Source organism: Streptococcus mitis (assembly GCF_002096925.1).
GTDB classification, from domain to species: Bacteria; Bacillota; Bacilli; order Lactobacillales; family Streptococcaceae; genus Streptococcus; species Streptococcus mitis_AF.
This window is the reverse complement of sequence record NZ_NCVN01000011.1, coordinates 58306-76904: the sequence shown is the minus strand read 5'-3', so window position 1 is coordinate 76904 and position 18599 is coordinate 58306. Positions and strand designations below refer to the sequence as shown.

At 40.8% G+C, this 18599-nt stretch carries 20 protein-coding genes, 1 pseudogene and 1 other annotated feature; of the genes and pseudogenes, 20 read left to right on the top strand and 1 reads right to left on the bottom strand.

What is annotated here, in order from left to right:
• The first annotated feature begins 52 nt into the window (after positions 1–52).
• The 7 genes and pseudogenes from trmFO (at position 53) to B7692_RS03205 (ending at position 5597) form a co-directional block, all read left to right on the top strand.
• Positions 53–1387: a methylenetetrahydrofolate--tRNA-(uracil(54)-C(5))-methyltransferase (FADH(2)-oxidizing) TrmFO gene (trmFO, locus tag B7692_RS03235; RefSeq protein WP_000083709.1), complete on the top strand. Its 1335-nt coding sequence runs from the start codon at positions 53–55 to the stop codon at positions 1385–1387.
• An 83-nt stretch (positions 1388–1470) separates the two neighbouring features.
• Complete coding sequence (gene pyrH, locus B7692_RS03230) at positions 1471–2208, top strand: UMP kinase (RefSeq protein WP_000002996.1); 738 nt, start codon at positions 1471–1473, stop codon at positions 2206–2208.
• A gap of 7 nt (positions 2209–2215) precedes the next feature.
• On the top strand, positions 2216–2773 hold the full coding sequence (frr, locus tag B7692_RS03225) for a ribosome recycling factor (RefSeq protein ID WP_001262225.1): 558 nt from the start codon (positions 2216–2218) through the stop codon (positions 2771–2773).
• Between the two features lie 59 nt (positions 2774–2832).
• Complete coding sequence (cvfB, locus tag B7692_RS03220) at positions 2833–3687, top strand: RNA-binding virulence regulatory protein CvfB (protein WP_084929884.1); 855 nt, start codon at positions 2833–2835, stop codon at positions 3685–3687.
• Between the two features lie 11 nt (positions 3688–3698).
• Positions 3699–4255 (top strand): annotated as a pseudogene (locus B7692_RS03215) (GrpB family protein).
• Between the two features lie 45 nt (positions 4256–4300).
• Positions 4301–4516, top strand: a complete 216-nt coding sequence (locus B7692_RS03210) for a YozE family protein (RefSeq protein WP_084929883.1) — start codon at positions 4301–4303, stop codon at positions 4514–4516.
• An 85-nt stretch (positions 4517–4601) separates the two neighbouring features.
• Positions 4602–5597: a PhoH family protein gene (locus tag B7692_RS03205; RefSeq protein WP_084929882.1), complete on the top strand. Its 996-nt coding sequence runs from the start codon at positions 4602–4604 to the stop codon at positions 5595–5597.
• A 56-nt stretch (positions 5598–5653) separates the two neighbouring features.
• On the opposite strand, the gene ald is transcribed toward B7692_RS03205, so the two are convergent.
• Positions 5654–6766, bottom strand: coding sequence for an alanine dehydrogenase (gene ald, locus B7692_RS03200; RefSeq protein ID WP_084929881.1), 1113 nt, complete (start codon positions 6764–6766; stop codon positions 5654–5656).
• A 171-nt stretch (positions 6767–6937) separates the two neighbouring features.
• Here ald and B7692_RS03195 point away from each other — a divergent pair, with 171 nt between their 5' ends.
• The 13 genes from B7692_RS03195 (at position 6938) to B7692_RS03135 (ending at position 18590) form a co-directional block, all read left to right on the top strand.
• Complete coding sequence (locus B7692_RS03195) at positions 6938–7507, top strand: GNAT family N-acetyltransferase (RefSeq protein ID WP_084929880.1); 570 nt, start codon at positions 6938–6940, stop codon at positions 7505–7507.
• A 66-nt stretch (positions 7508–7573) separates the two neighbouring features.
• Positions 7574–8224, top strand: coding sequence for a helix-hairpin-helix domain-containing protein (locus B7692_RS03190; RefSeq protein ID WP_084929879.1), 651 nt, complete (start codon positions 7574–7576; stop codon positions 8222–8224).
• Positions 8208–10448: a DNA internalization-related competence protein ComEC/Rec2 gene (locus B7692_RS03185; protein WP_084929878.1), complete on the top strand. Its 2241-nt coding sequence runs from the start codon at positions 8208–8210 to the stop codon at positions 10446–10448. The genes B7692_RS03190 and B7692_RS03185 overlap by 17 nt, the downstream gene beginning before the upstream one ends.
• A gap of 72 nt (positions 10449–10520) precedes the next feature.
• Positions 10521–10652: a sequence feature (ribosomal protein L20 leader region), on the top strand.
• A 15-nt stretch (positions 10653–10667) separates the two neighbouring features.
• Entirely contained in the window at positions 10668–11198 is a 531-nt protein-coding gene (gene infC, locus B7692_RS03180; RefSeq protein ID WP_000848180.1) for a translation initiation factor IF-3, read from the top strand.
• A gap of 32 nt (positions 11199–11230) precedes the next feature.
• Positions 11231–11431 carry a 50S ribosomal protein L35 gene (gene rpmI / locus B7692_RS03175; protein WP_001125943.1) on the top strand — a complete coding sequence of 67 codons (201 nt, stop codon included), beginning with the start codon at positions 11231–11233 and terminating at the stop codon, positions 11429–11431.
• 51 nt (positions 11432–11482) lie between these two features.
• Complete coding sequence (rplT, locus tag B7692_RS03170) at positions 11483–11842, top strand: 50S ribosomal protein L20 (RefSeq protein WP_000124834.1); 360 nt, start codon at positions 11483–11485, stop codon at positions 11840–11842.
• 58 nt (positions 11843–11900) lie between these two features.
• A complete protein-coding gene (gene gloA, locus B7692_RS03165) occupies positions 11901–12281 on the top strand; it encodes a lactoylglutathione lyase (RefSeq protein WP_000157153.1) in 381 nt (126 codons plus the stop codon).
• 248 nt (positions 12282–12529) lie between these two features.
• Positions 12530–13330, top strand: coding sequence for a dihydroorotate dehydrogenase electron transfer subunit (locus B7692_RS03160; RefSeq protein ID WP_084929877.1), 801 nt, complete (start codon positions 12530–12532; stop codon positions 13328–13330).
• Complete coding sequence (locus tag B7692_RS03155) at positions 13293–14279, top strand: dihydroorotate dehydrogenase (RefSeq protein WP_192855469.1); 987 nt, start codon at positions 13293–13295, stop codon at positions 14277–14279. Before B7692_RS03160 ends, B7692_RS03155 begins: the two co-directional genes overlap by 38 nt.
• 127 nt (positions 14280–14406) lie before the next feature.
• The gene (locus B7692_RS03150) at positions 14407–16311 is read left to right on the top strand and encodes a glucosaminidase domain-containing protein (protein ID WP_084929875.1); all 1905 of its coding nucleotides are present in this window, start codon (positions 14407–14409) and stop codon (positions 16309–16311) included.
• Between the two features lie 138 nt (positions 16312–16449).
• Positions 16450–16770, top strand: coding sequence for a PadR family transcriptional regulator (locus tag B7692_RS03145; protein WP_000665421.1), 321 nt, complete (start codon positions 16450–16452; stop codon positions 16768–16770).
• Between the two features lie 3 nt (positions 16771–16773).
• Positions 16774–17589, top strand: a complete 816-nt coding sequence (locus B7692_RS03140) for a hypothetical protein (protein ID WP_000738387.1) — start codon at positions 16774–16776, stop codon at positions 17587–17589.
• A gap of 74 nt (positions 17590–17663) precedes the next feature.
• Positions 17664–18590 carry an aldo/keto reductase gene (locus B7692_RS03135; protein ID WP_084929874.1) on the top strand — a complete coding sequence of 309 codons (927 nt, stop codon included), beginning with the start codon at positions 17664–17666 and terminating at the stop codon, positions 18588–18590.
• Positions 18591–18599 lie beyond the last annotated feature (9 nt).

The following is an 18599-nucleotide window of genomic DNA, read 5'->3' as shown; positions in this document are numbered from 1 at the left end:
AGTGCCTTGTTTTGATATGAACTTAGGTTCCACCCAAAGAGGTATTAGTGTCGTGTCTCAATCTTATATCAATGTTATCGGTGCTGGTTTGGCAGGGTCTGAAGCTGCCTACCAAATTGCAGAACGTGGTATTCCAGTTAAACTTTATGAAATGCGTGGTGTCAAGTCAACACCTCAACACAAAACAGACAATTTTGCAGAGTTAGTTTGTTCCAATTCTCTTCGTGGGGATGCTTTGACAAATGCAGTGGGTCTTCTCAAGGAAGAAATGCGTCGCTTGGGTTCAGTTATTTTGGAATCTGCTGAAGCTACTCGTGTTCCTGCAGGCGGTGCCCTTGCGGTGGACCGTGATGGTTTCTCTCAAATGGTGACCGAAAAAGTGGCCAACCACCCCTTGATTGAAGTGGTTCGTGATGAAATTACAGAACTGCCGACAGATGTTATCACAGTTGTCGCTACTGGTCCTTTGACTAGCGATGCCTTGGCTGAGAAGATTCATGCCCTTAATGATGGCGATGGTTTCTATTTCTACGATGCTGCAGCGCCTATTATCGACGTCAACACCATCGATATGAGCAAGGTCTATCTTAAGTCTCGTTATGACAAGGGAGAAGCTGCCTACCTCAATGCTCCAATGACCAAGCAAGAATTTATGGATTTCCATGAAGCCTTAGTCAATGCAGAAGAAGCACCGCTTAATTCTTTCGAAAAAGAAAAGTACTTTGAAGGCTGTATGCCTATCGAAGTCATGGCCAAACGAGGTATTAAAACCATGCTTTATGGTCCTATGAAACCAGTCGGTTTGGAGTATCCAGATGACTACACAGGACCTCGTGATGGAGAATTCAAAACACCGTACGCGGTTGTCCAACTTCGTCAGGACAATGCTGCTGGTAGCCTCTACAATATCGTTGGTTTCCAGACCCATCTCAAATGGGGAGAACAAAAACGTGTCTTCCAAATGATTCCAGGCCTTGAAAATGCGGAGTTTGTTCGTTATGGTGTTATGCACCGCAATTCTTACATGGATTCACCGAATCTTCTTGAGCAGACTTATCGTTCTAAGAAACAACCAAATCTCTTCTTTGCTGGTCAGATGACGGGTGTGGAGGGTTATGTTGAGTCAGCAGCGTCAGGCTTAGTTGCGGGAATTAACGCGGCTCGTCTTTTCAAGGGAGAAAGCGAGGCTATTTTCCCAGAGACGACAGCGATTGGAAGCTTAGCTCATTACATCACCCATGCTGACAGCAAACATTTCCAACCAATGAATGTCAATTTCGGTATTATCAAGGAGTTGGAAGGCGAACGTATCCGTGATAAGAAGGCTCGATATGAAAAAATTGCAGAGCGTGCCCTTAGTGACTTAGAGGAATTTTTAACAGTCTAATTTTTTTGAAAGAATTGCTCATGATACTATAAAAATCTTAGAAATTGTGATAAAATAGGTAGGATAAAAGAAGGAGAGTGAAAATGGCGAATCCCAAGTATAAACGTATTTTAATCAAGTTATCAGGTGAAGCCCTTGCCGGTGAACGTGGCGTAGGGATTGATATCCAAACAGTTCAAACAATCGCAAAAGAGATTCAAGAAGTTCATAGCTTAGGTATCGAAATTGCCCTTGTTATCGGTGGAGGAAATCTCTGGCGTGGAGAACCTGCAGCAGAAGCAGGTATGGACCGCGTTCAGGCAGATTACACAGGAATGCTTGGGACTGTTATGAATGCTCTTGTGATGGCAGATTCATTGCAACAAGTTGGGGTTGATACGCGTGTACAAACAGCTATTGCCATGCAACAAGTGGCAGAGCCTTACGTACGTGGACGTGCCCTTCGTCACCTTGAAAAAGGCCGTATCGTTATCTTTGGTGCCGGAATTGGTTCACCATACTTCTCAACAGATACAACAGCGGCTCTTCGTGCAGCTGAAATCGAAGCAGATGCCATCCTTATGGCTAAAAATGGTGTCGACGGTGTTTACAATGCCGATCCTAAGAAGGACAAGACAGCCGTTAAGTTTGAAGAATTGACTCACCGTGACGTTATCAATAAAGGTCTTCGTATCATGGACTCAACAGCTTCAACCCTCTCAATGGACAACGACATTGACTTGGTTGTCTTCAACATGAACCAACCAGGCAACATCAAACGTGTCGTATTTGGTGAAAATATCGGAACAACAGTTTCAAATAATATCGAAGAAAAGGAATAAGAAAATTATGGCTAACGCAATTATTGAAAAAGCTAAAGAGAGAATGACCCAGTCTCACCAATCACTTGCTCGTGAATTTGGTGGTATCCGTGCCGGTCGTGCCAATGCAAGCTTGCTTGACCGTGTACATGTAGAATACTATGGAGTAGAAACACCTCTTAACCAAATCGCTTCAATTACTATTCCAGAAGCGCGTGTTTTGTTGGTAACACCATTTGACAAATCTTCATTGAAAGACATCGAACGTGCCTTGAACGCTTCTGATCTTGGTATTACACCAGCTAATGATGGTTCTGTGATTCGCTTGGTTATCCCTGCTCTTACAGAAGAAACTCGTCGTGACCTTGCGAAAGAAGTGAAGAAGGTCGGCGAAAATGCTAAAGTGGCTGTCCGCAATATCCGTCGTGATGCTATGGATGAAGCCAAGAAACAAGAAAAAGCAAAAGAAATCACTGAAGATGAATTGAAGACTCTTGAAAAAGATATTCAAAAAGTAACAGACGATGCTGTCAAACACATCGATGACATGACTGCCAACAAAGAAAAAGAACTCTTGGAAGTCTAAAAATAAACAGAAAAACTCAGTTGGCATTGCTGGCTGAGTTTTATTCGAAAGAAGGAAATATGAATACAAATCTTGCAAGTTTTATCGTTGGACTCATCATCGATGAAAATGACCGTTTTTACTTTGTGCAAAAGGATGGCCAAACCTATGCGCTTGCCAAGGAAGAAGGTCAGCATACCGTAGGGGATACGGTTAAAGGTTTCGCCTATACAGATATGAAGCAAAAACTCCGCTTGACGACTCTAGAAGTGACTGCTACTCAGGATCAATTTGGTTGGGGACGTGTCACAGAGGTTCGTAAGGACTTGGGTGTCTTTGTAGATACAGGTCTTCCTGACAAGGAAATCGTAGTGTCACTTGATATTCTCCCTGAGCTCAAGGAACTCTGGCCTAAGAAGGGCGACCAACTCTATATCCGTCTTGAAGTGGATAAGAAAGATCGAATCTGGGGACTCTTGGCCTATCAAGAAGACTTCCAACGTCTGGCTCGTCCTGCCTACAACAACATGCAGAACCAAAACTGGCCAGCCATTGTATACCGCCTCAAGCTGTCAGGAACTTTTGTTTACTTACCAGAAAATAACATGCTTGGCTTTATCCATCCTAGCGAGCGTTACGCAGAGCCACGTTTGGGGCAAGTTCTAGATGCGCGTGTCATTGGTTTCCGTGAAGTGGACCGTACCTTGAACCTTTCTCTCAAACCACGTTCCTTTGAGATGTTGGAAAATGATGCTCAGATGATTTTGACATACTTGGAAAGCAATGGCGGTTTCATGATCTTAAATGATAAGTCATCTCCAGACGACATCAAAGCAACCTTTGGCATTTCTAAAGGTCAGTTCAAGAAAGCACTTGGCGGCTTGATGAAGGCTGGCAAAATCAAGCAAGACCAGTTTGGGACAGAGTTGATTTAGGTCTTATAGACATGAAAAAGAAACTTGAAGAAATGAGTTTAGAGGAACTCTGGCAACTTTTTCCTATTTTTCTAGTAGAGCACAAGTCAGAGTGGAAAGACTGGTATGAATCGGAAAAAACAAGTCTGAAAAAATATTGGGTGCAGATGTTATTAAAAGAATAGAACATATCGGTAGCACTGCTATCCCTAATATTTGGGCCAAAAATATCGTTGATATTCTGCTAGAAGTAGGTAGAATAGAGGATTTAGCAAGAGTTAGGGATTTATTGGTGAAGAATGGTTGGCTAGTGATGTCAGAGAGTCCTAACAGGATTTCGCTAAATAAAGGATATACAGAGCAGGGATTTGATGAGAAAGTTTTTCATTTACATTTGCGAATGACGGGAGATCATGACGAGATTTATTTTAGAGATTATCTCTGCCAGCATCCAGATATTGCCCAAGCGTATCAGGAATTAAAACTCAGTTTGTGGAAACAATTTGAACACAATCGAGACGCCTATACTGATGCGAAAACGGATTTTATAAACCACTATGTGTCAGAGGCTAAGTCCAGTAATTTTTAAAAATCAGAAAAGTTTCATCAAAAAAAGTCTTGATAGGAGAAAGAATTGAGAAAATCATTTTACACTTGGCTCATGACCGAGCGCAATCCTAAAAGTAACAGTCCCAAGGCTATCTTGGCAGACCTCGCTTTTGAAGAATCAGCCTTTCCAAAACACACAGATGATTTTGATGAGGTGAGTCGCTTTCTGGAAGAACATGCCAGTTTCTCTTTTAACCTAGGAGACTTTGACGTTGTCTGGCAAGAATACTTAGAACACTAGCATTGATTCATTGGGTTTGGGCTAGTAATTTCTCCACCCCTTTGTTATAATAAAAAGAAATAAAAGGATTAGAGAGGTTCTTTATTTGAAGGAACATTCAATAGACATTCAACTGAGTCATCCAGATGACCAGTTTCATCTTTTTGGTTCCAATGAGCGCCATCTTCGTTTGATGGAAGAAGAGCTTAATGTGGTGATTCATGCCCGTACGGAGATTGTCCAGGTTTTGGGAGAAGAGACTGCCTGTGAGGAAGCCCGTCAGGTTATTCAGGCTTTGATGGTCTTGGTGAATCGTGGGATGACCGTTGGCACGCCAGATGTGGTAACTGCGATTAGCATGGTCAAAAACGATGAAATCGACAAGTTTGTCGCCCTTTACGAAGAAGAAATCATCAAGGATAATACAGGGAAGCCTATTCGTGTCAAAACTCTAGGTCAAAAGCTTTATGTGAATAGTGTCAAACAGCACGATGTGACCTTTGGAATTGGGCCAGCAGGGACAGGGAAGACCTTCCTTGCAGTGACCTTGGCAGTGACTGCCCTTAAACGTGGGCAAGTCAAACGAATTATCCTGACACGCCCGGCAGTGGAAGCTGGCGAGAGTCTAGGTTTTCTTCCGGGTGATCTTAAAGAGAAGGTAGATCCTTACCTTCGACCTGTTTATGATGCCTTGTATCAGATTCTGGGGAAAGACCAAACGACTCGTCTCATGGAGCGTGAAATTATCGAGATTGCGCCCCTTGCCTATATGCGCGGACGGACCTTGGATGATGCCTTTGTCATTCTCGATGAGGCGCAAAATACGACCATCATGCAGATGAAGATGTTCTTGACTCGTTTAGGTTTTAATTCTAAGATGATTGTCAATGGAGATATCAGTCAGATTGACCTTCCGCGTAACGTCAAGTCCGGTTTGATTGATGCTCAGGAAAAGCTCAAGAACATTTACCAGATTGACTTTGTTCATTTTTCAGCCAAGGATGTGGTTCGCCATCCAGTTGTAGCTCAGATTATCCGAGCTTATGAACCAGCTCCAATTAAAAATGAAGAGCGTGAAGAAGTCCAAGAAGAAACAGAATAGCACAAAAGAGCAGTTCAGGTGGAATTGCTCTTTCTTTTATCTGATAATTAGATTTTTTATACTAGTTCATCAATTGGAGTATGTTTTTTATCGAGACCTTGAGCTACTGGAAGACTGGTTAAGTAACCTTGATAAGTGGTCACACCTTGACGCAAGCCCTCATCTTCAGAGATTGCTTGTACAAAACCTTTACCAGCCAAAGCTTCAATATAAGGAAGAGTGACATTGGTTAGGGCGATGGTTGAAGTACGTGCTACAGCACCGGGGATGTTGGCAACGGCATAGTGGAGCACACCGTGTTTTTCATAGACGGGTTCATCGTGCGTTGTCACACGGTCAGCTGTCTCGATAACGCCCCCCTGGTCAACGGCAACGTCAACGATGACAGAGCCTGGACGCATTTGCTTGACCATCTCATCTGTCACCAATTTTGGTGCTTTGGCACCTGGAATGAGTACCGCTCCGATCACCACATCTGCCTCTCTCACACTGGCTTCGATGTTGAGCGAATTGGACATAAGGGTTTGGATTTGATGACCAAAGACTTCTTCGAGGATTGAAAGACGTTTAGCACTGATATCAAGGATGGTCACTTGCGCTCCCAATCCTAAAGCGATGCGGGCAGCATGGGTCCCTACGACACCGCCACCTATGATGGTTACTTTCCCTTTAGGTACACCTGGCACACCACCCAGTAAGACACCAGAACCTCCTGCTTGTTTGGTTAGGAAGTGAGCTCCGATTTGGACTGCCATACGGCCTGCAACCTCACTCATAGGAACGAGGAGTGGTAACTGGCCTTGGGAATCATGGACAGTTTCATAGGCAATTCCAGTTGTTTTTGCTTCCAACATAGCATCTGCTAATTCTGGAGCAGCGGCCATGTGCAAGTAGGTGAAGAGAAGCAGGTCGTCACGTAAGTAACCATATTCAGAAGCTAGTGGTTCTTTTACTTTCACGACCAACTCTGCAGCCCAAGCTTCACCAGCAGTAGCGACAATTTCAGCTCCTTGCTTTTGATAGTCAGCATCAGTAAAGCCAGAACCGAGACCAGCATTTGTTTCGATAAGGACGCGATGACCACGACCAACTAAGCTGTGGACACCAGCAGGTGTGAGGGCAACACGGTTTTCATTATTCTTAATTTCTTTTGGAATTCCGATTAACATAGAGAAAAACTCCCTTTCTATTGACGGGTTGTAAATGATTTATCACAATTTTCTATAAAATAAGGTGATGATTTTATTCTATATGAAACCGCTTTAAAAATCAAGAAAAACTTGTTGTAACTTCTTTTTTATGCTAGACTGATAGAAAATACTTTTGAATGGTAGAAACGTATGGAATCAATCTTTTTAAAACTAGCTCAGTATCCAATAGTCGAGACTGAGCGTTTATTGCTTAGACCTGTAACCTTGGATGATGCGGAAGAAATGTTTGACTATGCCTCGGACAGAGAAAATACGCGCTACACTTTTCCAACCAATCAAAGCTTGGAAGAAACCAAAAATAATATTGCTCAGTTCTACTTGGATAATCCCTTGGGACGTTGGGGAATAGAACTAAAAAGCAATGGCAAATTTATCGGAACCATTGACTTGCACAAGATTGATCCTGTTCTTAAGAAGGCAGCTATTGGCTACATTATCAATAAAAAGTATTGGAATCAAGGATTTACGACAGAAGCCAATCGTGCCGTAATTAAGCTAGCTTTTGAGAAGATAGGGATGAACAAGTTAGTTGCTTTATACGATAAGGCTAATCCCGCGTCAGGAAAGGTCATGGAGAAATCAGGAATGCGTTTTTCCCACGAAGAAGCTTATGCTTGTATGGACCAGCATGAAGAAGGCCGAATCGTTACAAGAGTTCATTATGTCTTGACCAAGGAAGACTATTTTGCAAATAAATAAGCAGTTGAGAAGAATTTTTCAACTGTTTTTTCTTCCTTTTACGAATAATCTAAGAGAGGAGAAAATATGGAAGCAATTATCGAGAAAATCAAAGAGTACAAAATCATCGTCATCTGTACTGGTCTGGGCTTGCTTGTAGGAGGATTTTTCCTGCTAAAACCAGCTCCACAAACACCTGTCAAGGAAACGAATTTGCAGGCTGAAGTCGCAGCTATTTCCAAGAACTCATCGACCGAAAAGGATGTGAAGAAGGAAGAAAAGGAAGAACCGGTTGAACAAGATCTAATCACAGTAGATGTAAAAGGCGCTGTTAAAGCACCTGGAATTTATGATTTGCCGGTAGGTAGTCGGGTCAATGATGCCGTTCAGAAGGCTGGTGGCTTGACAGAGCAAGCAGATAGCAAGTCGCTCAATCTAGCTCAGAAAGTCAGTGATGAGGCTCTGGTTTACGTTCCCACTAAGGGAGAAGAAGCAGCTAGTCAACAGTTTGGTTCGGGGACGGATTCTTCGACAAGCAAGGAAAAGAAGGTCAATCTCAACAAGGCCAGTCTGGAAGAACTCAAGCAGGTCAAGGGACTGGGAGGAAAACGAGCTCAGGACATTATCGACCATCGTGAATCAAATGGGAAATTCAAGTCAGTAGATGAACTCAAGAAAGTCTCTGGAATTGGTACCAAGACCATAGAAAAGCTAAAAGATTATGTTACAGTGGATTAAGAATTTCCCCATTCCCCTAATTTACCTGAGTATTCTATTGCTTTGGATTTATTATGCTATTTTCTCAGCATCCTATCTTGCTTTGTTGGGCTTTGTTTTTCTGCTAGTTTGTCTCTTTATTCAATTTCCTTGGAAATCAGCAGGCAAAGTTCTAGTGATTTGTGGAATCTTTGGATTCTGGTTTCTGTTTCAAAATTGGCAACAGAGTCAAGCGAGTCAAAATTTGGCGGATTCTGTTGAAAGGGTACGGATTTTGCCTGATACTATTAAGGTTAATGGTGATAGTCTATCCTTTCGTGGTAAGTCTGATGGACGCATTTTTCAAGTCTATTATAAACTCCAATCCGAGGAGGAGAAAGAATCCTTTCAAGCTTTAACAGATCTTCATGAGATAGGACTAGAAGGAAAACTTTCGGAGCCAGAGGGGCAGAGGAATTTTGGTGGCTTTAATTACCAAGCCTATCTGAAAACTCAGGGGATTTACCAGACTCTCAATATCAAAAAAATCCAGTCACTTCAAAAGGTTGGTAGTTGGGATATAGGTGAAAACCTGTCCAGTTTACGTCGAAAGGCTGTAGTTTGGATTAAGACGCATTTTCCAGATCCTATGCGCAATTACATGACGGGGCTTCTATTAGGACATCTGGACACGGACTTTGAGGAGATGAATGAGCTTTATTCCAGTCTAGGAATTATCCACCTCTTTGCCCTGTCTGGTATGCAGGTAGGATTTTTCATGGATGGATTTAAGAAACTACTCTTGCGATTGGGCTTGACCCAAGAAAAGTTGAAATGGCTGACCTATCCCTTTTCCATTCTCTATGCTGGTCTGACAGGATTTTCAGCATCTGTTGTTCGTAGTCTCCTGCAAAAGCTACTGGCTCAACATGGTATTAAGGGCTTGGATAATTTTGCCTTGACGGTCCTTGTCCTCTTTATTGTCATGCCCAACTTTTTCTTGACAGCAGGAGGTGTCTTGTCCTGCGCCTATGCTTTTATCTTGACCATGACCAGCAAAGAAGGGGAGGGGCTTAAGGCTATTGCCAGAGAAAGTCTAGTCATTTCCTTTGGAATATTGCCCATTCTGTCCTTCTATTTTGCGGAATTTCAACCTTGGTCCATTCTTTTGACCTTTGTCTTTTCCTTTCTATTTGACTTGGTCTTCTTACCGCTCTTGTCTATCTTATTTGCCCTTTCCTTTCTCTATCCAGTCATTCAGCTGAATTTTATCTTTGAATGGTTGGAAAGCATTATTCGCTTGGTGTCGCACGTGGCAAGTAGACCTCTAGTCTTTGGACAACCCAATGCATGGCTTTTAATCTTATTGTTAATTTCCTTGGCTTTGGTCTATGATTTGAGGAAAAACATTAAAAGGCTAGTAGTATTGAGCTTGTTGATTACAGGACTCTTTTTCTTGACCAAGCATCCACTGGAAAATGAAATCACCATGCTGGATGTGGGGCAAGGAGAAAGTATTTTCCTACGGGATGTAACTGGGAAAACCATTCTCCTAGATGTTGGTGGCAAGGCAGAGTCTGATAAGAAAATCGAAAAATGGCAAGAAAAGGCGACGACCAGCAATGCCCAGCGAACCTTGATTCCCTATCTCAAAAGTCGAGGAGTAGATAAGATTGACCAGCTGATTTTGACCAATACGGACAAGGAACATGTTGGAGATTTGTTGGAGGTGATTAAGGCTTTCCATGTAGGCGAAATTTTAGTGTCCAAAGGCAGTTTGAAACAGAAGGAAATTGTTGCAGAACTACAGGCAACTCAAACCAAGGTGCGCAGTGTGACAACAGGAGAGAACTTGCTAATTTTTGGAAGTCAGTTAGAAGTCCTAGCTCCAAGGAAAATAGGAGATGGAGGTTATGATGATTCCCTGGTTCTGTATGGAAAACTTTTGGATAAGCACTTTCTCTTCACGGGAAATTTGGAGGAGAAAGGAGAGAAGGACATGCTGAAGCAATATCCTGACTTAGAGGTGGATGTATTGAAAGCTAGCCAACATGGCTCTAAAAAATCATCAAGTTCAGCCTTTCTAGAACAGCTCAAACCAGAGCTTACTCTTATCTCAGTTGGAAAGAGCAATCGAACGAAACTCCCTCATCAGGAAACCTTGTCCCGACTGGAAGATATCAATAGTAAAGTTTACCGAACTGATCAGCAAGGAGCTATACGCTTTAAAGGTTGGAAAAGTTGGAAAATCGAAACGGTTGGTTAGTGAGCACAAACTTTTCAAAAAAATAACTTTTTATCTTGACAAGGTCTAGAAAACTTGGTATCATATAAAAGTTGAGAAAAGCAGAAGTGAGAGCTTCTCGCCTTGTGACATTAAGTTGCCTGGCCCTACGGATGAAAAGTTTCTAGGAAACGCTATCATAACGTGCGGGCTTGTATATTTACGAGTCCGCTATTGTTTTTCTCTAATAAAACAAAAGAGGTGAAAACCATAGCAAAGCAAGACTTATTCATCAATGATGAGATTCGTGTACGTGAAGTTCGCTTGATTGGTCTTGAAGGAGAACAGCTAGGCATCAAGCCACTCAGTGAAGCGCAAGCTTTGGCTGATAATGCTAATGTTGACCTAGTATTGATTCAACCCCAAGCCAAACCGCCTGTTGCAAAAATTATGGACTACGGTAAGTTCAAATTTGAGTACCAGAAGAAGCAAAAAGAACAACGTAAAAAACAAAGTGTTGTTACTGTGAAAGAAGTTCGTCTAAGTCCAACTATTGACAAGGGTGACTTTGATACAAAACTTCGCAATGCACGCAAATTCCTTGAAAAAGGAAATAAAGTTAAGGTATCTATTCGCTTTAAGGGTCGTATGATTACCCATAAAGAGATTGGTGCAAAAGTTTTAGCCGAGTTTGCTGAAGCAACTCAAGATATTGCAATCATCGAACAACGTGCTAAAATGGATGGACGTCAAATGTTCATGCAATTGGCGCCAGCGACTGACAAAAAATAATTGTCAGAAAGTTAAATAAAGGAGAAAAAATCATGCCAAAACAAAAAACACACCGCGCATCAGCTAAACGTTTCAAACGTACAGGTTCTGGTGGACTTAAACGTTTCCGTGCTTACACTTCTCACCGTTTCCACGGAAAAACTAAGAAACAACGTCGTCATCTTCGTAAAGCATCTATGGTGCATTCAGGAGATTACAAACGTATCAAAGCAATGCTTACTCGCTTGAAATAATAGCTTGACTGTAAGTAAACAATTCTAGGAAATATTTGGAGGAAATAAAACATGGCACGTGTTAAAGGTGGCGTTGTATCACGCAAACGTCGTAAACGTATTCTTAAATTAGCAAAAGGTTACTATGGAGCTAAACACATCTTGTTCCGTACTGCAAAAGAACAAGTAATGAACTCTTACTACTATGCATACCGTGACCGTCGTCAGAAAAAACGTGACTTCCGCAAATTGTGGATCACTCGTATCAACGCGGCAGCTCGTATGAACGGACTTTCATACTCACAATTGATGCATGGATTGAAATTGGCTGAGATCGAAGTTAACCGTAAAATGCTTGCTGACTTGGCTGTTAACGATGCAGCAGCTTTCACAGCTCTTGCAGATGCAGCTAAAGCAAAACTTGGTAAATAATAACAGATAAGACTGGAACAGGATTGTCCCAGTCTTTTTAAAAATAAAGGAGAAAAATATGGCTTCAAAAATGCTACACACTTGCTTGCGAGTAGAAAATCTTGAAAAATCAATTGCATTTTATCAAGATGCTTTTGGTTTTAAAGAATTGCGTCGCAGAGATTTTCCAGACCATGCCTTCACGATTGTCTATCTAGGTCTTGAGGGTGATGACTATGAGTTGGAGTTGACTTATAACTACGATCACGGTCCGTATGTGGTTGGTGATGGGTTTGCCCATATCGCCCTCAGTACACCTGATCTTGAGGCGCTTCATCAAGAGCATAGTGCCAAAGGTTATGAAGTTACTGAGCCAAATGGCCTACCAGGAACTGCTCCTAACTATTACTTTGTCAAAGACCCTGATGGCTACAAGGTCGAAGTCATTCGTGAAAAATAATCTCGTGAGGTCAAGTAGAATGTTCGTTTTCTACTTGACTTTTTTTAGCTGAAAGAGTATACTAGTAAAAATTTAACCTTTAAGGGGAGTCCAGAGAGACTCACAAGGTGTCAGATAAAAGAATAGTGCAATTTTCTAGAGGAGACTTTTTGAGTGTGCTCTCTTGTCTTGTACGATTTTAACTGAGGCCTTGCACTAGCAAGGTCTTTTCTTTGTCTGGTCCCCTTAAAATTTAAGGAGGAAAAGTCATGAATCCCACATGTAAGAAACGTTTGGGTGCGATTCGATTGGAAACCATGAAGGTGGTTGCACAGGAGGAAATCGCGCCAGCAATCTTTGAATTAGTTCTAGAAGGGGAAATGGTTGAAGCCATGCGAGCAGGCCAATTTCTTCATCTGCGTGTGCCTGATGATGCCCATCTTTTGCGTCGTCCTATTTCAATTTCGTCTATTGATAAGGTAAACAAGCAGTGTCATCTCATTTATCGGATTGAGGGAGCTGGGACAGCTATTTTCTCAACCTTAAGTCAGGGAGACACTCTTGATGTGATGGGTCCTCAGGGAAATGGTTTTGACTTGTCTGACCTAGATGAGCAGAGCCAGGTTCTCTTAGTTGGAGGGGGGATTGGTGTTCCTCCCTTGCTTGAAATGGCCAAGGAATTGCATGCGCGTAGTGTAAAAGTAGTGACAGTTCTCGGTTTTGCCACTAAGGATGCTGTTATTCTCGAAAAGGAATTGGCCCAATATGGTCAAGTCTTTGTAACGACAGATGATGGTTCTTATGGTATTAAGGGAAATGTTTCCGTTGTTATCAATGACTTAGACAGTCAGTTTGATGCTGTTTACTCATGTGGGGCACCTGGGATGATGAAGTATATCAATCAAACCTTTTATGACCACCCAAGAGCCTATCTATCTCTGGAATCTCGTATGGCTTGTGGGATGGGAGCTTGTTATGCCTGCGTCCTAAAGGTGCCAGAAAGCGAGACGGTCAGCCAACGTGTCTGTGAAGATGGCCCTGTTTTCCGCACAGGAACAGTTGTATTATAAGGAGAAAATTATGACTAGAAATCGTTTACAAGTTTCTCTACCAGGCTTGGATTTGAAAAATCCGATCATTCCAGCATCAGGCTGTTTTGGTTTTGGTCAAGAGTATGCCAAGTACTATGATTTAGACCTTTTAGGTTCTATTATGATCAAGGCGACAACCCTTGAACCACGCTTTGGCAATCCAACTCCAAGAGTGGCAGAGACGCCTGCTGGTATGCTCAATGCAATTGGCTTGCAAAATCCTGGTTTGGAAGTTGTTTTGGCTGAAAAGTTACCTTGGCTGGAAAGAGAATATCCAAATCTTCCTATTATTGCTAATGTAGCTGGTTTTTCAAAACAAGAGTATGCAGCTGTTTCTCATGGGATTTCCAAGGCAGCTAATGTAAAGGCTATCGAGCTCAATATTTCTTGTCCCAACGTAGATCACTGTAATCATGGACTCTTGATTGGTCAAGATCCGGATTTGGCTTATGATGTAGTAAAGGCAGCTGTAGAGGCATCAGATGTACCAGTTTATGTCAAACTAACCCCTAGTGTGACCGATATCGTTACTGTCGCAAAAGCTGCAGAAGATGCGGGAGCAAGTGGCTTAACCATGATCAATACTCTAGTTGGAATGCGCTTTGACCTCAAAACCAGAAAACCAATCTTGGCCAATGGAACAGGTGGAATGTCTGGTCCAGCAGTATTTCCAGTAGCCCTCAAACTCATCCGCCAAGTAGCTCAAACAACAGACCTGCCTATCATTGGAATGGGGGGAGTGGATTCGGCAGAAGCTGCCTTAGAAATGTATCTGGCTGGAGCATCTGCTATTGGAGTTGGAACAGCTAACTTTACCAATCCATATGCCTGTCCTGATATCATAGAAAATTTACCAAAGATTATGGATAAATATGGTATCAGCAGTCTAGAAAATCTACGCAAGGAAGTAAAAGCCAGCCTTAGATAAGCTAGGGTATCATTATCGTCAATAAGACACATAATTTTCATCATTTTGTAATATTTTCATATTTTAACTATGTTAAAATAAAGTTAATTACGAATGATGTAGATGAATATCTACTTAGGGGAGCAAAATGAAGAGAATACTACTTGTAAGTACAGCAGTTCTTGCATTGGCAATTGTGCCCACAACATCGGTCTCTGCTGAAGATAGTAAAACAACGGACCAAAGTCAAACGACGAATAAGAGTCAATCTGTGGACAAAAATCAGTCTTCTAAAGATAAAAATCAGACACCAGCATCAGAAGAGAAAAAAGTTGTTGAAAATACAAAGAATGAAACTGAAAAGACGGAAAAAAAGAAAGAACCAGTTGTTGTAAAAGAAAATAATTCTAAACAAGAGGCTATTTCAAATAAAGAGAGGGTTGAAGAGGCTCCTAAGAATGGTTGGCAGAAAGAGCATGGGAAATGGCTTTTTTATGAGAATAATCAACCAATCAAAAACTGGAAAAAAATTGCGGGTGTCTGGTATTTCTTTGATCAACATGGAATCATGGCCAGCAATACTATTGTTAATGACTATGCTTTTCATACTAGTGGAGCAATGGTAGAAAATTCCTGGGTAAAAATTGCGGATAAATGGTACTATGCTACAGATTCAGGAAAGATTGTTCGTAATAGATGGGAAAAAATTGGCAATGTTTGGTATTACTTCAACCAAGATGGAGTTATGGCTAGCAATGCTATAGTGAACGATTATCTTCTTAATAGTAGTGGGGCGATGGCTCAAAATGCTTGGGTGAAGATTGCTGATAAATGGTACTATGCTACAGATTCTGGAAAAATCCTTCGTAATAAATGGGAAAAAATTAAGGGTACATGGTACTATTTTAATACTAATGGTGTGATGGCTAGTAATCAGTGGAAAAATGCTTACTATCTAAAAAATAGTGGAGCAATGGCTGAAAAAGAATGGATTTTTGATAAATCCTATAATAGCTGGTTTTATCTAAAATTAGGCGGTACGTATGCTTCACGTGAATGGATTGGTGCTTATTACCTCAAAGCAGGTGGTTATATGGCCAAGAATGAATGGATTTTTGATCCTAACTACAATGCATGGTACTACCTAAAAGAAGATGGAAGTTATGTTACTGGTGGTTTTAATATCAAAAATAAAGAGTATTTCTTCCAGAGTGATGGAAAGTGGATTCAAAGTCCAAAATATTTTAAGGTTAAACCAATCACAGCCTATATTTATAGCGAATCAGGAGATATTTTGAGCTATGTCAATCAGGGAAGTATTGTGACCTATGATAGCTCTAAAACTAAGGGAAGTCGTCTTGCTGTTTCAATATCAGGCTTATCTGGTTATATGAATCAAAGCGATTTGACTTTAGTTGATGAAGGAAGTGAGTTTATTCCTCACTATACTACTGACGGAAGATTCTTATATCATGAACTTTCTCCATACACTAGTATTCGGGTAGCTCCACATACTTCATCTATGAAAATTGGTAAGAAGTATTATTCAAATGATGGAGAACATTTTGATGGGTTTACTATCAAAAATCGTTTCCTTTTTAAGAATTTGACTGAACCAACCAACTATAGTGCGGATGAATTAAATAGAGTTTATTCGATGATGAATATCCGAAACAGCCGTCTTGCCGGTAAAGGAGCCATTTTTAAAGAAGCTGAAAAACGTTACGGTGTCAATGCTCTTTATTTAATGGCTCATAGTGCGCTAGAAAGCGCTTGGGGACGAAGCCAAATTGCTAATGATAAAAATAACTTCTTCGGAATTGCTGCCTATGATACCAGCCCCTATGATTCAGCTAAGAAATTTGATGATGTAGATAAAGGAATTCTTGGTGCGGCCAAGTGGATTCGTGAGAACTATATTGACCGTGGAAGAGATCACCTTGGAAATAAAGCGACAGGAATGAATGTTCGTTATGCATCCGATCCGTACTGGGGTGAAAAAATAGCTAGTATCATGATGAATATCAATAGCCGACTTGGTGGAAAAGATTAAAAGATAAGCAACGATAACTGCTGAAAAGTGGTTGTCGTTTTTTATTTCAACTATTATGCTTTACAAACTAGTATGAAAGTGGTATATTATAGATGAAGCTACTAGTAGGTATTACAAAATAGATAGAAGGGGGAAGGGATGAAAGAAACTCAACTATTAAAAGGTGTTCTTGAAGGTTGTGTCTTGGATATGATTGGTCAAAAAGAGCGATATGGTTATGAGTTGGTTCAGACTTTGCGAGAGGCTGGATTTGATACTATCGTTCCAGGAACTATTTATCCTTTGTTGCAAAAGTTAGAAAAAAATCAATGGATAAGAGGCGACATGCGCCCGTCGCCAGATGGTCCAGATCGGAAGTATTTTTCGTTAACGAAAGAAGGAGAAGATCGTGTCTCGGTCTTTTGGCAACAATGGGACGATTTGAGTCAAAAAGTAGAAGGAATTAAGAATGGAGGGTAAACCATGAAGAAAATGAAGTATTATGAAGAAACAAGCGCTTTGCTACATGAGTTTTCTGAGGAGAATCAAAAGTATTTTGAGGAACTGTGGGATAGTTTTAATCTTGCTGGATTTCTCTATGATGAGGACTACCTCAGAGAGCAGATCTATTTGATGATGTTAGATTTCTCAGAAGCAGAACGAGACGGAATGAGTGCAGAGGATTATCTAGGTAAGAATCCTAAAAAATTAATGAAAGAGATGCTCAAGGAAGCACCTCGCAGTTCTATCAAGGAGTCCCTTTTGACGCCAATTCTTGTCCTAGCGGTATTACGTTATTATCAACTACTAAGTGATTTTTCTAAAGGTTCTCTCTTAACAGTCAATTTGCTCACATTTTTAGGGCAACTTCTTCTTTTTCTGATTGGATTTGGACTTGTGGCCACAATCTTACGTTGGGGGCTAGTCCAAGATTCTCCTAAGATGAAAATTGGCACTTATATTGTCGTTGGAATTCTTGTTCTGCTAGTCGTTCTAGGATATGTAGGAATGGGAAGTTTCATACAAGAAGGAGCCTTTTATCTTCCTGCTCCCTGGGATAGTTTCCTTGTTTTTACGCTTTCTCTAGTCATCAGTATTTGGAATTGGAAAGAAGCGGTCTTTCGTCCCTTTGTCAGTATGATTGTTGCCCATCTTGTGGTAGGTTCTCTGCTTCGTTACTATAAGTGGATGGGAATTTCAAATGTTTTCCTTACAAAATTCATTCCTTTAGCTGTTCTTTTTATTGGTATTTTTCTCTTGTTCCGTGGGTTTAAGAAGATAAAATGGAGTGAAATATAGTCAAAAAGCCGTTGCAAAACGGTTTTTTGTTATAATGAAGGGAAGAATGTTAGAAATTTAAGGAGAAAAATTTGATGAGATACATAACTCTTGGTCAAGATGACAAAGAATTATCAGAAATTGTTCTCGGAATGATGAGAATAGAAGATAAGTCTGTAAAAGAAGTTGAAGAGCTTGTAGAAACAGCACTGTCTGTTGGAATCAACGCTTTTGACTTGGCTGATATTTATGGTCGTGGTCGTTGTGAAGAACTGTTAGGTCTTGTCCTAAAAAATCGTCCAGATTTAAGAGAAAAGATGTGGATTCAGTCCAAATGTGGCATTCGCATTGAAGAATTTACCTATTTTGATTTTTCTAAGGACTATATTATAAAATCAGTTGACGGAATTTTGCAAAGATTGAAGATTGATCATCTAGATAGCTTGCTTCTTCATCGACCAGATGCTTTGATGGAATCTGACCAAGTAGCAGAAGCCTTTGATCTCCTTTATAAACAAGGTAAAGTTCGAGATTTTGGAGTTTCTAATCAAAATCCTATGATGATGGAGTTGCTTAAAAAAGATGTAAAGCAGCCGTTAGCTGTTAATCAGTTACAATTGAGTGCGGCTTTTACTCCAGGATTCGAATCAGGTTTTCATGTTAATATGGAAGATAGTCAAGCAGCTATACGAGATGGCAGCATTTTTGAATATTGCAAATTACATGATGTGGTCATTCAAGCATGGTCTGTCTTACAATTTGGGTATTTTAAAGGGAATTTTGTTGGAAATGAGAAATTTCAAGCTTTAAATCAAGTACTTGATCGTTTAGCTATTAAATATGGAGTAACCTCTTCAACTATTGCCATTTCTTGGATATTGCGTTATCCAGCAAAAATGCAGGCAGTCGTAGGTACCACAAATCCTAAGCACTTGAGAGAAGTTAGCCAAGCGGCAAACTTTAGCTTAACAAGAAAAGAATGGTATGAAATTTATCTAGCTGCAGGGAATAATTTGCCGTAAGTAGAAGCA

Bases quoted from the DNA above. Each gene is read 5' to 3' on its own strand.
- B7692_RS03160 (WP_084929877.1), top strand. From the start codon at position 12,530: ATGAATCCCACATGTAAGAAACGTTTGGGTGCGATTCGATTGGAAACC.
- cvfB (WP_084929884.1), top strand. From the start codon at position 2,833: ATGAATACAAATCTTGCAAGTTTTATCGTTGGACTCATCATCGATGAA.
- frr (WP_001262225.1), top strand. From the start codon at position 2,216: ATGGCTAACGCAATTATTGAAAAAGCTAAAGAGAGAATGACCCAGTCT.
- B7692_RS03140 (WP_000738387.1), top strand. From the start codon at position 16,774: ATGAAGAAAATGAAGTATTATGAAGAAACAAGCGCTTTGCTACATGAG.
- ald (WP_084929881.1), bottom strand. From the start codon at position 6,766: ATGTTAATCGGAATTCCAAAAGAAATTAAGAATAATGAAAACCGTGTT.
- B7692_RS03155 (WP_192855469.1), top strand. From the start codon at position 13,293: ATGGCCCTGTTTTCCGCACAGGAACAGTTGTATTATAAGGAGAAAATT.
- B7692_RS03135 (WP_084929874.1), top strand. From the start codon at position 17,664: ATGAGATACATAACTCTTGGTCAAGATGACAAAGAATTATCAGAAATT.
- rpmI (WP_001125943.1), top strand. From the start codon at position 11,231: ATGCCAAAACAAAAAACACACCGCGCATCAGCTAAACGTTTCAAACGT.
- B7692_RS03195 (WP_084929880.1), top strand. From the start codon at position 6,938: ATGGAATCAATCTTTTTAAAACTAGCTCAGTATCCAATAGTCGAGACT.
- pyrH (WP_000002996.1), top strand. From the start codon at position 1,471: ATGGCGAATCCCAAGTATAAACGTATTTTAATCAAGTTATCAGGTGAA.
- B7692_RS03150 (WP_084929875.1), top strand. From the start codon at position 14,407: ATGAAGAGAATACTACTTGTAAGTACAGCAGTTCTTGCATTGGCAATT.
- B7692_RS03190 (WP_084929879.1), top strand. From the start codon at position 7,574: ATGGAAGCAATTATCGAGAAAATCAAAGAGTACAAAATCATCGTCATC.
- B7692_RS03145 (WP_000665421.1), top strand. From the start codon at position 16,450: ATGAAAGAAACTCAACTATTAAAAGGTGTTCTTGAAGGTTGTGTCTTG.
- B7692_RS03185 (WP_084929878.1), top strand. From the start codon at position 8,208: ATGTTACAGTGGATTAAGAATTTCCCCATTCCCCTAATTTACCTGAGT.
- gloA (WP_000157153.1), top strand. From the start codon at position 11,901: ATGGCTTCAAAAATGCTACACACTTGCTTGCGAGTAGAAAATCTTGAA.
- rplT (WP_000124834.1), top strand. From the start codon at position 11,483: ATGGCACGTGTTAAAGGTGGCGTTGTATCACGCAAACGTCGTAAACGT.